This window comes from Bacillus fonticola (assembly GCF_012955605.1).
Taxonomy (GTDB): domain Bacteria; phylum Bacillota; class Bacilli; order Bacillales; family JC228; genus Bacillus_CG; species Bacillus_CG fonticola.
The window spans coordinates 537,894-550,862 of sequence record NZ_CP052135.1; the positions used below are offsets into that span (position 1 = coordinate 537,894).

Annotated in this window: 9 protein-coding genes, 11 tRNA genes and 2 rRNA genes; 21 read left to right on the forward strand and 1 reads right to left on the reverse strand. The window is 47.4% G+C overall.

Translation table 11 applies throughout. From position 1 onward, the window contains the following. Positions 1–3 precede the first annotated feature (3 nt). From HHK01_RS02595 to HHK01_RS02625, 7 genes are all read left to right on the forward strand, one after another. The gene (locus HHK01_RS02595; RefSeq protein WP_170006302.1) at positions 4–354 is read left to right on the forward strand and encodes a type II toxin-antitoxin system PemK/MazF family toxin; all 351 of its coding nucleotides are present in this window, start codon (positions 4–6) and stop codon (positions 352–354) included. A 326-nt stretch (positions 355–680) separates the two neighbouring features. Continuing rightward, complete coding sequence (locus HHK01_RS02600; protein WP_170006303.1) at positions 681–1,082, forward strand: ATP-binding protein; 402 nt, start codon at positions 681–683, stop codon at positions 1,080–1,082. A gap of 6 nt (positions 1,083–1,088) precedes the next feature. After that, positions 1,089–2,111: a PP2C family protein-serine/threonine phosphatase gene (locus HHK01_RS02605; protein ID WP_407646923.1), complete on the forward strand. Its 1,023-nt coding sequence runs from the start codon at positions 1,089–1,091 to the stop codon at positions 2,109–2,111. A 58-nt stretch (positions 2,112–2,169) separates the two neighbouring features. Then, on the forward strand, positions 2,170–2,502 hold the full coding sequence (locus HHK01_RS02610) for an anti-sigma factor antagonist (RefSeq protein ID WP_170006305.1): 333 nt from the start codon (positions 2,170–2,172) through the stop codon (positions 2,500–2,502). Then, positions 2,499–2,972 (forward strand): anti-sigma B factor RsbW, encoded by a 474-nt coding sequence (rsbW, locus tag HHK01_RS02615; RefSeq protein WP_170008627.1) that lies wholly within the window; start codon positions 2,499–2,501, stop codon positions 2,970–2,972. Before HHK01_RS02610 ends, rsbW begins: the two co-directional genes overlap by 4 nt. After that, positions 2,950–3,726, forward strand: coding sequence for an RNA polymerase sigma factor SigB (sigB, locus tag HHK01_RS02620; protein WP_170006306.1), 777 nt, complete (start codon positions 2,950–2,952; stop codon positions 3,724–3,726). The genes rsbW and sigB overlap by 23 nt, the downstream gene beginning before the upstream one ends. 129 nt (positions 3,727–3,855) lie before the next feature. Next, a complete protein-coding gene (locus tag HHK01_RS02625) occupies positions 3,856–6,018 on the forward strand; it encodes a Tex family protein (RefSeq protein ID WP_170006307.1) in 2,163 nt (720 codons plus the stop codon). Positions 6,019–6,063: 45 nt separating this feature from the next. On the opposite strand, the gene cmpA is transcribed toward HHK01_RS02625, so the two are convergent. After that, the gene (cmpA, locus tag HHK01_RS02630) at positions 6,064–6,180 is read right to left on the reverse strand and encodes a cortex morphogenetic protein CmpA (RefSeq protein WP_170006308.1); all 117 of its coding nucleotides are present in this window, start codon (positions 6,178–6,180) and stop codon (positions 6,064–6,066) included. Between the two features lie 95 nt (positions 6,181–6,275). On the opposite strand from cmpA, the gene HHK01_RS02635 reads away from it, so the two are divergent. The 14 genes from HHK01_RS02635 to HHK01_RS02700 all read left to right on the forward strand — a co-directional run bounded on the left by HHK01_RS02635 (position 6,276) and on the right by HHK01_RS02700 (position 12,844). After that, positions 6,276–6,722, forward strand: coding sequence for a SprT family protein (locus tag HHK01_RS02635; RefSeq protein ID WP_170008628.1), 447 nt, complete (start codon positions 6,276–6,278; stop codon positions 6,720–6,722). A 142-nt stretch (positions 6,723–6,864) separates the two neighbouring features. Beyond that, positions 6,865–6,939, forward strand: a tRNA-Asn gene (locus HHK01_RS02640). 5 nt (positions 6,940–6,944) lie between these two features. Further along, a tRNA-Ser gene (locus HHK01_RS02645) sits at positions 6,945–7,035 on the forward strand. A 30-nt stretch (positions 7,036–7,065) separates the two neighbouring features. Next, positions 7,066–7,137, forward strand: a tRNA-Glu gene (locus HHK01_RS02650). 25 nt (positions 7,138–7,162) lie between these two features. Further along, positions 7,163–7,239: transfer RNA gene (locus tag HHK01_RS02655), tRNA-Asp, on the forward strand. A gap of 9 nt (positions 7,240–7,248) precedes the next feature. Continuing rightward, positions 7,249–7,323 (forward strand) — tRNA-Gln (locus HHK01_RS02660). Positions 7,324–7,328: 5 nt separating this feature from the next. Next, positions 7,329–7,404: transfer RNA gene (locus HHK01_RS02665), tRNA-Lys, on the forward strand. A gap of 18 nt (positions 7,405–7,422) precedes the next feature. Beyond that, positions 7,423–7,505, forward strand: a tRNA-Leu gene (locus HHK01_RS02670). A gap of 61 nt (positions 7,506–7,566) precedes the next feature. Beyond that, positions 7,567–7,654 (forward strand) — tRNA-Leu (locus HHK01_RS02675). A gap of 8 nt (positions 7,655–7,662) precedes the next feature. After that, positions 7,663–7,739: transfer RNA gene (locus HHK01_RS02680), tRNA-Arg, on the forward strand. A 40-nt stretch (positions 7,740–7,779) separates the two neighbouring features. Beyond that, a tRNA-Pro gene (locus HHK01_RS02685) sits at positions 7,780–7,856 on the forward strand. 9 nt (positions 7,857–7,865) lie between these two features. Then, positions 7,866–7,939: transfer RNA gene (locus HHK01_RS02690), tRNA-Gly, on the forward strand. Positions 7,940–8,045: 106 nt separating this feature from the next. Next, positions 8,046–9,596: ribosomal RNA gene (locus HHK01_RS02695) — 16S ribosomal RNA — on the forward strand. A gap of 324 nt (positions 9,597–9,920) precedes the next feature. Continuing rightward, a 23S ribosomal RNA gene (locus HHK01_RS02700) occupies positions 9,921–12,844 on the forward strand. Together the 16S and 23S rRNA genes with 11 tRNA genes alongside form the textbook arrangement of a ribosomal RNA operon. The last annotated feature ends 125 nt before the right edge of the window (positions 12,845–12,969 follow it).

Consider the following 12,969-nt stretch of genomic DNA (forward strand, 5'->3'; position numbering starts at 1 on the left):
CCTTTGAATGTGAAGCGTGGAGACGTCTATTTTGCGGATCTATCCCCGGTCGTTGGGTCTGAACAAGGAGGCGTTCGCCCAGTATTGATCATTCAAAACGACATAGGGAATCGATTCAGTCCCACCGTCATCATCGCAGCAATTACCGCTCAAATTCAGAAAGCAAAGCTGCCAACGCATGTTGAAATTGACGCCAAACGGTATGGGTTTGAACGTGATTCGGTCATTCTATTAGAACAAATCCGTACGATCGACAAGCAAAGACTCACAGACAAAATTACACAACTTGACGAAGAAATGATGGAAAAAGTAGACGAAGCAGTACAAATTAGCCTAGGCCTCGTCCATTTCTAATGAACACTCCCTCGACTAAGATGGAGTGTTTTTGTTTTTGGGGAAACCGGTTTGCGAAGTTGGTGTTATGTTAGTTCATTATCGATCAGGCAACTGACTTATTTCGTCACAAACATCCAAAAGTTTCTCGCTCGATTTTCCCTGAATATGCGATATAATCGAAAAGAGTGGAAGTTACGTAGCGGAAAGTGACGAGAGGGTCCTGTTGCTCATACGTACCACGAACACCCCTTTTCATCATTCTAACGAGCAGGTAACGACTTCTCGGGCAAGAAAGAATTCGATGATAAGATGTGAATTTTTTATTCAGAACTGGGGGATCACACATGACGCTTTCGTCTTGTGTTCAAATTCAAACTGAAGAAGATATTGTACACGCTCGCCACATTGGCAGAGAGCATGCGAAAGAGTTAGGTTTCTCAAGTGTTGAGCAGTCGCGGATTGCCTCCACAATTAGTGAACTGGCACGTAATATTGTGCTGTATGCTAAGGAAGGTGAAATTTGTATTGAAGCGCTCGAGCATGAGGGGAAAAAGGGCTTGGCTATATCAGCGAAGGATGCTGGTCCAGGAATAGATGATCTTCGTTTAGTGATGGAGGAAGGTTACTCTACTTCTGGAGGGCTTGGATCAGGTCTATCGGGTGTCAAAAGGATCGTGGACGAGTTTACTATCCGTTCAGAGGTCGGAAATGGCACAATTATTGAAACGAAAAAATGGCTTGCGTAAGGAGGGATGGCATTGACAAAACGCGAATGGGAGCGAGCATATCGTGACTTGTTAGCGAGTTATTTTGCACACCCTTCTGAAGCGACTCTATATGAGGCAGAAGTATTTAGTCGAAATGCAATAGAAGAAGGAATTTCACCTGAGGAAGTCATCAGTTTTCATAAAGTAGTTACGAAAGAACTCGTGCCTCACATGACAGAGGAAACAGCCAGTTCTTTAGATGTTTTATTAGAAGTGATGGTGGCTTATGGGATCGTTTTTGGAGAATACCAAGCACTCAGGGAACGTCAGCTAGCTCTGAAGTCGGAGATGGAGATTGCGGCAAACGTTCAGCAAACCCTGTTAGAAACAGCAGTACCGGATTCTGAAGGGATAGATATTGGAGCCATCAGTGTTCCGGCAAGACATATGAATGGGGATTACCACCACTTTGTTCATGACGACGACGATTGCATTAGTGTAGCGATTGCGGATGTTATCGGAAAGGGTATTCCTGCTGCCTTGTGTATGTCAATGATCAAGTATGCGATGGACAGTTTGCCAGAAAATCGTCCAGAACCGAAATTTGTGCTGGAGAACTTGAATCGTGTTGTAGAACAAAACGTTGATCCAAGTATGTTCGTCACCATGTTCTACGCGATGTACAACCCAGACGGTCATACATTTACGTTTGCTTCAGCAGGACATGAACCAGGCTTCTACTACAGAGCAAAGGAAGAACGCTTTGAAGATTTGAATGCGCGTGGTCTTATGCTTGGAGTGGAACGGAAGACGAAATATCGCCAATACGTGAAATCAATAGAAGAAGGCGACATGATCATTCTGCTATCCGATGGGGTGACAGAATGTCGTACAGAAGAAGGTTTTATTGAACGGGATAAGATTATTTCTATTATTGAAAAATACAAGGATCAACCAGCACAACAGCTAGTGGAAAGTGTGTATAAAGAGCTTGAGAAACTTCAAGATTTTGAACTAAGAGATGATTTCACACTCATTGTCCTCAGAAGACAGGTTTCGGAATCATAAGAAGCGGGTAGGGTTATGGTAGAACAAACAACCAACAGAAAAAGAGGTGGGTCATTTCATGAACATCGCCATTGATGTGAAAGAAGCGGAACAACACATCCATATCAATGTAGGTGGTGAAATTGACGCATATACGGCTCCAGAATTAAAAGGGATCCTGATGCCCAAAGCGGAACAGACTGGAGTCCATATGATTGTCGATCTTTCCAATGTCACATATATGGATAGTACAGGACTCGGCGTTTTTGTCGGTGTCTTCAAAACTGTTAAAGCACAAAAAGGTGAACTTCGTTTGACAGGATTGTCTGCAAGATTATCACGTTTATTCACCATTACAGGCTTGGCCGACATAATGAATCTAGACCGTCAAACAGAAGGTGAACCACAATAATGGAATCCTACGATTATATCGAAATGAAGATACCGGCGAAGTCAGAGTACGTAGGCGTTACCCGCTTAACACTTTCGGGAATTGCGAGTCGTATGGGGTTCTCGTATGACGATATCGAGGACATTAAAATTGCTTCGAGTGAAGCGATTACGAATGCAGTTCAGCATGCATACGATACGTCGGAAGAGGGAGAAGTGCTCATTGGATTTGCGATAATGGAGGATCGTTTAGAAGTTGTCGTATCAGACCATGGACAGTCGTTTGATATGAAAGCGGTTAGGCAACAAACCGGTCCCTATGCTTCTGAACAAAGGGCTGAGGGTTTGCGTGAAGGAGGTCTTGGGCTCTTCTTAATTGAAACGTTAATGGATGAGGTACGCATTCACCGTCAAGAAGGTGTAACAGTCTTGATGACGAAGTATTTGGAAGGAGAGCAGGTGGAGAGGGATGCCAGAACAATCTCGACCTAAAGACGCAGCAGAAGAGGTCCTACAGTGGATTGAAGCCTATCAGCAAAATGAAGACGAAACTGCCCAATACAATCTCGTTTTACATTACCGACCTCTTGTAGAATCCATTGCGCGTAAATATACGAGAGGTAGCCACCAAAGTGAAGATATAGCCCAAGTTGGGATGGTAGGTTTGCTAGGGGCTATTCGGAGATACGATGCTTCCTTCGAAAAGTCGTTTGAAGCCTTTGCGATCCCAACAATCGTGGGGGAGATGAAACGTTTTTTACGCGATCGTACTTGGAGTGTTCATGTGCCAAGACGTATAAAGGAACTCGGACCAAAGATTAAAGCAACCGTAGAAGAATTGACCATAGAGTTTCAGCGATCTCCTAAGATTCCTGAAATTGCAGATAGACTCAAGATTTCAGAAGAAGCACTGCTTGAAGCGATGGAAATGGGACAATCTTATCAAGCTCTTTCTGTTGATCATACGATCGAAGCCGACGCTGATGGAGGAACAGTCACACTATTAGACCTCGTCGGTAGTCCCGACGAAGGTTATGAGCAAGTGGAACAAAGGCTCGTGTTGGAAAGAGTGTATAACGTACTTACAGACCGTGAACGAGAAATTATCGAATACACTTATTTACAGAACAGAAGCCAAAAGGAAACAGGAGAACTATTAGAAATCTCCCAAATGCACGTATCACGTTTGCAACGCCGTGCAATTAAAAAGCTACGCGAAGCGATTCACGACGGGCGAGTAAAATGATTCCACGCTCTCTGAAGGCCGAATTCTGGGGTTTTCCTGGGAGCCGGTCTTTTTTGTATACTAAGAGAGCAAGATTTGGAAACGCATCAAATAGTACAAAAGAGCTTGGATCGAAGAAGGGAGTTATTTATGTCAAATCTACACGAACAAATTGCGAAAGAATGCGGAGTACCTGCCACTTCTGTAAGTGCTGTATTGCGTTTATTAAATGAGGGCAACACGATTCCATTTATTGCCCGCTACCGGAAAGAGCAAACAGGCTCATTGGATGAGGTGCAATTGCGTGCTATTGAAGACCGTTATACATATATCACTAACTTGAGTAATCGCAAAGAAGAAGTACTCCGCCTTATTGACGAACAAGGTAAGTTGACGAGCGAGCTCCAACAATCTATTCAAAAGTCACAGAAACTCCAAGAGGTTGAAGACTTGTATCGACCATTTAAGCAAAAGCGGCGAACACGAGCCACTGTTGCGAAAGAACACGGACTTGAACCTCTTGCTGAATGGATGTTGTCTTTCCCAAAACAAGGGGATGTAGAAGAAAAGGCAGCTTCTTTTTGTAACGACGAAGTTCCAACTATAGGGGACGCGATCGCTGGTGCACAGGACATACTAGCTGAAGTTGTATCTGATGACGCTAAGCACAGACAATGGATTAGACACACTACCTTTAAGCTAGGGAAATTACGGACGGAAGAGAAAAATAAAGAAGCCGACGAAAAAGGCGTTTTTGAAATGTACTACGATTATGAAGAACCGATAGAAAAGATTGTCCCTCATCGTGTTTTAGCCATGAACCGCGGAGAAAAAGAGGAGATCATCAAGGTTCAAGTAGTCGCGCCTGCAGATCGCCTTGTTGCCTACCTAGAAAAGGAGGTTGTCAAGCAGTCTACAAGTCCGGTCGTTCCTCACGTGAAAGAAGCTATACGTGATAGCTACAAAAGACTTATTCAACCAGCAGTAGAGCGAGAAATTCGTAATGAACTCACTGAAAAAGCAGAGATCCAAGCTATTCGAATTTTCTCGGAGAACTTACGGAATTTGTTACTTCAGCCACCACTAAAAGGACGAATGGTTCTCGGTGTAGACCCTGCCTACCGAACAGGATGCAAGCTTGCCTTAGTAGATGAAACCGGTAAGGTCATGCATATTGGTGTCATTTACCCTCACCCACCGCGTGCAAAGAAAACGGAAGCGTTCGCCGAGCTAAAGCGATTACTAATTACTTACCCGATTGAGATGATTGCTATTGGGAATGGAACAGCTTCTAGAGAAACAGAGCAGTTTGTTGTAGATGTGATAAAAGAAGTACCGAAGAAAATGTACTATTTAATCGTAAACGAGGCAGGTGCTAGTGTTTACTCTGCTTCAGATTTGGCTCGTGCGGAATTTCCTGACCTCCAAGTAGAAGAACGGAGCGCTGTCTCAATTGCTCGTCGCCTACAAGATCCTTTGGCAGAGCTTGTGAAAATTGATCCAAAGTCTGTCGGAGTTGGCCAGTACCAGCATGACGTATCACAAAAACAACTGAATGACTCGCTTACATTTGTAGTAGAGACGGTCGTTAACCAAGTAGGTGTAAATGTTAACACCGCCTCTGCCTCTTTATTGCAATATGTAGCCGGTTTAAACAAAACAGTCGCAACAAATATCATCAAATATCGCGAGGAAAACGGGAAGTACCTCAATCGTTCACAGTTGAAGAAAGTACCACGACTCGGTGCAAAAACGTACGAGCAATCTATCGGATTTATGCGCATCTTAGATGGGGATGAGCCGCTAGACCGAACGGGAATTCACCCGGAAACGTATCAAGAAGTTGGTCAGTTGTTCGGGAAACTGAAGATCAGTGGTGAGCAGCTTGGAACAGAAGAGCTTCGTTCCAAGTTAGAAGCTTTAGATCGTAACCAAATTGCGAGTGATTTAGGCATTGGGGAAATTACATTGACCGACATTTTAGAAGCGTTACGCCGGCCAGAACGCGACCCTCGTGATGATGTACCTAAACCGTTATTAAAAACAGACGTGCTGCAACTTGAAGATTTACAAGAGGGAATGGAATTACAAGGAACCGTTCGAAATGTAGTGGACTTTGGAGCATTTGTTGATATTGGTGTAAAACAAGATGGGCTTGTGCACATATCAAAGCTAAAGAATACCTACGTGAAACATCCTCTTGACGTAGTAGCTGTCGGAGATATTGTGACAGTCTGGGTAGAGGGTGTTGACGTCCACAAAGGGCGCGTTTCATTGACTATGTTGCCAGCTAAAGATCGCGTACTTTCATAATAAACTTTTAAGCCTGTAGTCATCTTCATGAGACTATGGGCTTTTTTACGAGGTGTGATGTTTTTTGCGATAAAAGAACCAACATTGATTGAGTAGCCTAATTTGATAACGATCCTTCTCCAAGAAAGCGCGTTTCATCTGATTACAAAACCATGTAGGCATAGTGTGAACCTCCTAGTTGTAGAGAAGAGTGTACTCACATCGTATGCTATAATGGGTTGTCTCGTTCACGGAAGAAGGGAGAGAAGAACATGGATTTGAACGATATATCATTGCAGAAACTCGTCCAGCGCATTTCGCAAGACGATTTCAGGAAGCCATTTCTGCACAAAGCACTCTTTAACACACGACTTCAGACGACTGGTGGACGTTACCTTCTCAAGTCCCATGATATCGAAGTGAATCCGAAGTACGTAGAAAAGTTTGGTCACGATGAGTTGGTTGGGATTATAAAACATGAATTATGCCATTACCATCTTCATCTTGAAGGAAGAGGCTACCGTCATCGGGATCGTGATTTTCGTGTTTTAATGCAAAAGGTAGGGGCTCCTCGTTTTTGCTCTAGGATTCCGCAATCATACCTAGTTTACCGATGTCAACAATGCGATGCACGCTATCGAAGAAGAAAACGAATGGATGTCGCCCGATATGTTTGCGGTGCATGTAAAGGGAAACTCATTTTTTTTGAAAAAATTGTTGACTAACGATAATCTCCCTGGTAGAGTATATAAACGTCGCCGCTGTTATTTGGTTGCGAACTTACGAGAAAAAAGTTTTTAAAAGAACTTGACACAGTAGTAGCATGTTCATATAATAGGTAGGGTCGACTTTGACAAGTTATTTTATTCCGCAGTAGCTCAGTGGTAGAGCTATCGGCTGTTAACCGATCGGTCGTAGGTTCGAGTCCTACCTGCGGAGCCATTTTTGGGGAAGTACTCAAGTGGCTGAAGAGGCGCCCCTGCTAAGGGTGTAGGTCGCTCGCGCGGCGCGAGGGTTCAAATCCCTCCTTCTCCGCCAGTACATAACTCATTTTCAAAATATGAACGTGGCCCGTTGGTCAAGCGGTTAAGACACCGCCCTTTCACGGCGGTAACACGGGTTCGAATCCCGTACGGGTCATTTTCCTTCAGAAATAGAATGTTTTGGTCCGGTAGTTCAGTTGGTTAGAATGCCTGCCTGTCACGCAGGAGGTCGCGGGTTCGAGTCCCGTCCGGACCGCCAGTATTACATTGGGCTATAGCCAAGCGGTAAGGCAACGGATTTTGATTCCGTCATGCGTTGGTTCGAATCCAGCTAGCCCAGCCATTTTAGAGCCATTAGCTCAGTTGGTAGAGCATCTGACTTTTAATCAGAGGGTCGAAGGTTCGAGTCCTTCATGGCTCACCATTTTCATAAAAATGCATTGCGGGTGTGGCGGAATTGGCAGACGCGCTAGACTTAGGATCTAGTGTCCTTGTGACGTGGGGGTTCGAGTCCCTTCACCCGCATCATTTTTCTCTTGAATACTAAAAATGAATGTGTTATGATAAAACTTGTCTTTATTATATTGCGGTCGTGGCGGAATCGGCAGACGCGCTAGGTTGAGGGCCTAGTGGGGGTTAACCCCGTGGAGGTTCAAGTCCTCTCGGCCGCACCATATTTATTGCGCCCGTAGCTCAATTGGATAGAGCGTCTGACTACGGATCAGGAGGTTAGGGGTTCGACTCCTCTCGGGCGCGCCATACTATTCGAAATATAATCCTTTGCAGATCAACGAAGAAACGGGGAGTAGCTCAGCTTGGTAGAGCACTTGGTTTGGGACCAAGGGGTCGCAGGTTCAAATCCTGTCTTCCCGACCAGTTCTTTTTGCGGGTGTAGTTTAGTGGTAAAACCTCAGCCTTCCAAGCTGATGTCGTGGGTTCGATTCCCATCACCCGCTCCATACAATTTGTTCTTTGAAAACTGAACACAAACCTGCTAGTAAGACCAAATCCAATTGGATACGGTCGTCGTTAATTTTAAAGTAAGATAGTTAAGAGCTTGCTCTTTTTATGGAGAGTTTGATCTTGGCTCAGGACGAACGCTGGCGGCGTGCCTAATACATGCAAGTCGAGCGGACTTTAGGGAGCTTGCTCTCTAAAGTTAGCGGCGGACGGGTGAGTAACACGTGGGTAACCTGCCTGTAAGACTGGGATAACTCCGGGAAACCGGGGCTAATACCGGATGACCCTTCGGATCGCATGATCTGAAGGTAAAAGGTGGCTTTGGCTATCACTTACAGATGGACCCGCGGCGCATTAGCTAGTTGGTGAGGTAGTGGCTCACCAAGGCAACGATGCGTAGCCGACCTGAGAGGGTGATCGGCCACACTGGGACTGAGACACGGCCCAGACTCCTACGGGAGGCAGCAGTAGGGAATCTTCCGCAATGGACGAAAGTCTGACGGAGCAACGCCGCGTGAGTGAAGAAGGTTTTCGGATCGTAAAGCTCTGTTGTAAGGGAAGAACAAGTACCGTTCGAATAGGGCGGTACCTTGACGGTACCTTACCAGAAAGCCACGGCTAACTACGTGCCAGCAGCCGCGGTAATACGTAGGTGGCAAGCGTTGTCCGGAATTATTGGGCGTAAAGCGCGCGCAGGCGGTCCTTTAAGTCTGATGTGAAAGCCCACGGCTCAACCGTGGAGGGTCATTGGAAACTGGAGGACTTGAGTGCAGAAGAGGAGAGCGGAATTCCACGTGTAGCGGTGAAATGCGTAGATATGTGGAGGAACACCAGTGGCGAAGGCGGCTCTCTGGTCTGTAACTGACGCTGAGGCGCGAAAGCGTGGGGAGCGAACAGGATTAGATACCCTGGTAGTCCACGCCGTAAACGATGAGTGCTAAGTGTTAGAGGGTTTCCGCCCTTTAGTGCTGCAGCAAACGCATTAAGCACTCCGCCTGGGGAGTACGGCCGCAAGGCTGAAACTCAAAAGAATTGACGGGGGCCCGCACAAGCGGTGGAGCATGTGGTTTAATTCGAAGCAACGCGAAGAACCTTACCAGGTCTTGACATCCTCTGCTACCTCTAGAGATAGAGGGTTCCCCTTCGGGGGACAGAGTGACAGGTGGTGCATGGTTGTCGTCAGCTCGTGTCGTGAGATGTTGGGTTAAGTCCCGCAACGAGCGCAACCCTTGATCTTAGTTGCCAGCATTCAGTTGGGCACTCTAAGGTGACTGCCGGTGACAAACCGGAGGAAGGTGGGGATGACGTCAAATCATCATGCCCCTTATGACCTGGGCTACACACGTGCTACAATGGGTGGAACAAAGGGTCGCAAAGCCGCGAGGCTGAGCCAATCCCACAAATCCACTCTCAGTTCGGATTGTAGGCTGCAACTCGCCTACATGAAGCCGGAATCGCTAGTAATCGCGGATCAGCATGCCGCGGTGAATACGTTCCCGGGCCTTGTACACACCGCCCGTCACACCACGAGAGTTTGTAACACCCGAAGTCGGTGAGGTAACCTTTTGGGGCCAGCCGCCGAAGGTGGGACAGATGATTGGGGTGAAGTCGTAACAAGGTAGCCGTATCGGAAGGTGCGGCTGGATCACCTCCTTTCTAAGGAAAACTCGTCACTTAGGTGACGATACAAAACGACGCTAGCAGCGAACTTGTGTTCAGTTTTGAAGGGGCAATCCTTCAAAACATGTTCCTTGAAAACTAGATCATACGCAAACGACAATTCTTTTTGTGAAAAGAAAGAACACCGAGTCGTAGTTCAATCACCAAACAGTTGGTGTTGTCATATTCGCAGACAACGCAAAGCCAACTTATTTTTAACCACAATCCCGATTGTGAGTTAAAAAAGTGCAGAAAAGCAAGAAGTTCGAGAAAGCTTCCTATGAAGCTAACGACGAAATTTGCCGATTATATGCATTTTTTAGAGAAGTTAGTAAGGGCGCACGGTGAATGCCTTGGTACTAGGAGCCGATGAAGGACGGGACGAACACCGATATGCTTCGGGGAGCTGTAAGTAAGCTTTGATCCGGAGATTTCCGAATGGGGAAACCCACTGCCCGTAATGGGGTAGTATTCTTACCTGAATACATAGGGTAAGAAAGGCAGACCCGGGGAACTGAAACATCTTAGTACCCGGAGGAAGAGAAAGCAAATGCGATTCCCTGAGTAGCGGCGAGCGAAACGGGAACAGCCCAAACCAAGAGGCTTGCCTCTTGGGGTTGTAGGACACTCTATACGGAGTTACAAAGGAACAGGGTAGACGAAGCGATCTGGAAAGGTCCGTCAAAGAAGGTAACAACCCTGTAGTTAAAATCCTGTTCCCTCCAGAGTGGATCCTGAGTACGGCGAGACACGAGAAATCTCGTCGGAATCCGGGAGGACCATCTCCCAAGGCTAAATACTCCCTAGTAACCGATAGTGAACCAGTACCGTGAGGGAAAGGTGAAAAGCACCCCTGGCGGGGAGTGAAAAAGATCCTGAAACCGTGTGCTTACAAGTAGTCAGAGCCCGTTAAAGGGTGATGGCGTGCCTTTTGTAGAATGAACCGGCGAGTTACGATTTCATGCAAGGTTAAGCTGATAAAGTGGAGCCGCAGCGAAAGCGAGTCTGAATAGGGCGAATGAGTATGAGGTCGTAGACCCGAAACCAGGTGATCTACCCATGTCCAGGGTGAAGGTAAGGTAACACTTACTGGAGGCCCGAACCCACGCACGTTGAAAAGTGCGGGGATGAGGTGTGGGTAGGGGTGAAATGCCAATCGAACCTGGAGATAGCTGGTTCTCTCCGAAATAGCTTTAGGGCTAGCCTCAAGTAAGAGAGTCTTGGAGGTAGAGCACTGTTTGGACTAGGGGCCCTCATCGGGTTACCGAATTCAGACAAACTCCGAATGCCAATGACTTGTTTCTTGGGAGTCAGACTGCGAGTGATAAGATCCGTAGTCAAGAGGGAAACAGCCCAGACCGCCAGCTAAGGTCCCAAAGTATACGTTAAGTGGAAAAGGATGTGGAGTTGCTTAGACAACCAGGATGTTGGCTTAGAAGCAGCCACCATTGAAAGAGTGCGTAATAGCTCACTGGTCGAGTGACTCTGCGCCGAAAATGTATCGGGGCTAAACGTATCACCGAAGCTGCGGATTCCGTAAGGAATGGTAGGAGAGCGTTCTAAGGGCAGAGAAGCAAGATCGTAAGGACTTGTGGAGCGCTTAGAAGTGAGAATGCCGGTATGAGTAGCGAAAGAAGGGTGAGAATCCCTTCCACCGAATGCCTAAGGTTTCCTGAGGAAGGCTCGTCCGCTCAGGGTAAGTCGGGACCTAAGCCGAGGCCGAAAGGCGTAGGCGATGGACAACAGGTTGAAATTCCTGTACCACCTCACTTCCGTTTGAGCAATGGGGGGACGCAGGAGGATAGGGTAAGCGCGCTATTGGATGCGCGTCCAAATCGTAAGGCTGAAGGGTAGGCAAATCCGCCCTTCACGAAGGCTGAGCGATGATGGCGAGGGAAATAAAGTACCGAAGTTCCTGATTTCACACTGCCAAGAAAAGCCTCTAGCGAGGAAGCAGGTGCCCGTACCGCAAACCGACACAGGTAGGCGAGGAGAGAATCCTAAGGTGATCGAGAGAACTCTCGTTAAGGAACTCGGCAAAATGACCCCGTAACTTCGGGAGAAGGGGTGCTCTTCTGGGTGAATAGCCCGGAGGAGCCGCAGTGAATAGGCCCAGGCGACTGTTTAGCAAAAACACAGGTCTCTGCGAAGCCGTAAGGCGAAGTATAGGGGCTGACGCCTGCCCGGTGCTGGAAGGTTAAGAGGAGAGGTTAGCTTACGCGAAGCTTTGAATCGAAGCCCCAGTAAACGGCGGCCGTAACTATAACGGTCCTAAGGTAGCGAAATTCCTTGTCGGGTAAGTTCCGACCCGCACGAAAGGCGCAACGATCTGGGCACTGTCTCAACGAGAGACTCGGTGAAATTATAGTACCTGTGAAGATGCAGGTTACCCGCGACAGGACGGAAAGACCCCGTGGAGCTTTACTGTAGCCTGATATTGAATTTTGGTACAGCTTGTACAGGATAGGTAGGAGCCTATGATACGTGAGCGCTAGCTTACGTGGAGGCGTCGGTGGGATACTACCCTGGCTGTATTGAACTTCTAACCCACGCCCCTCATCGGGGCGGGAGACAGTGTCAGGTGGGCAGTTTGACTGGGGCGGTCGCCTCCTAAAGAGTAACGGAGGCGCCCAAAGGTTCCCTCAGAATGGTTGGAAATCATTCGTAGAGTGTAAAGGCACAAGGGAGCTTGACTGCGAGACCTACAAGTCGAGCAGGGTCGAAAGACGGGCTTAGTGATCCGGTGGTTCCGCATGGAAGGGCCATCGCTCAACGGATAAAAGCTACCCCGGGGATAACAGGCTTATCTCCCCCAAGAGTCCACATCGACGGGGAGGTTTGGCACCTCGATGTCGGCTCATCGCATCCTGGGGCTGTAGTCGGTCCCAAGGGTTGGGCTGTTCGCCCATTAAAGCGGTACGCGAGCTGGGTTCAGAACGTCGTGAGACAGTTCGGTCCCTATCCGTCGTGGGCGTAGGAAATTTGAGAGGAGCTGTCCTTAGTACGAGAGGACCGGGATGGACGCACCGCTGGTGTACCAGTTGTCTTGCCAAAGGCATCGCTGGGTAGCTACGTGCGGACGGGATAAGTGCTGAAAGCATCTAAGCATGAAGCCCCCCTCAAGATGAGATTTCCCATTGCCTAGCAAGTAAGATCCCTGGAAGATGACCAGGTAGATAGGTCTGAGGTGGAAGCACGGTGACGTGTGGAGCTGACAGATACTAATCGATCGAGGACTTCTCTAACGATTTAAACTCGGTAGTCGCAAACCGTATGATCTAGTTTTGAAGGAATATGAACTCAATATGTTTACACATATTGATCAGCATACACCCTTCACCACCTTGTAATATGCAGGGCGAGGGTTTCG

Bases quoted from the DNA above. Each gene is read 5' to 3' on its own strand.
- HHK01_RS02605 (WP_407646923.1), top strand. From the start codon at position 1,089: ATGGCATTGACAAAACGCGAATGGGAGCGAGCATATCGTGACTTGTTA.
- HHK01_RS02625 (WP_170006307.1), top strand. From the start codon at position 3,856: ATGTCAAATCTACACGAACAAATTGCGAAAGAATGCGGAGTACCTGCC.
- HHK01_RS02600 (WP_170006303.1), top strand. From the start codon at position 681: ATGACGCTTTCGTCTTGTGTTCAAATTCAAACTGAAGAAGATATTGTA.
- HHK01_RS02610 (WP_170006305.1), top strand. From the start codon at position 2,170: ATGAACATCGCCATTGATGTGAAAGAAGCGGAACAACACATCCATATC.
- sigB (WP_170006306.1), top strand. From the start codon at position 2,950: ATGCCAGAACAATCTCGACCTAAAGACGCAGCAGAAGAGGTCCTACAG.
- cmpA (WP_170006308.1), bottom strand. From the start codon at position 6,180: ATGCCTACATGGTTTTGTAATCAGATGAAACGCGCTTTCTTGGAGAAG.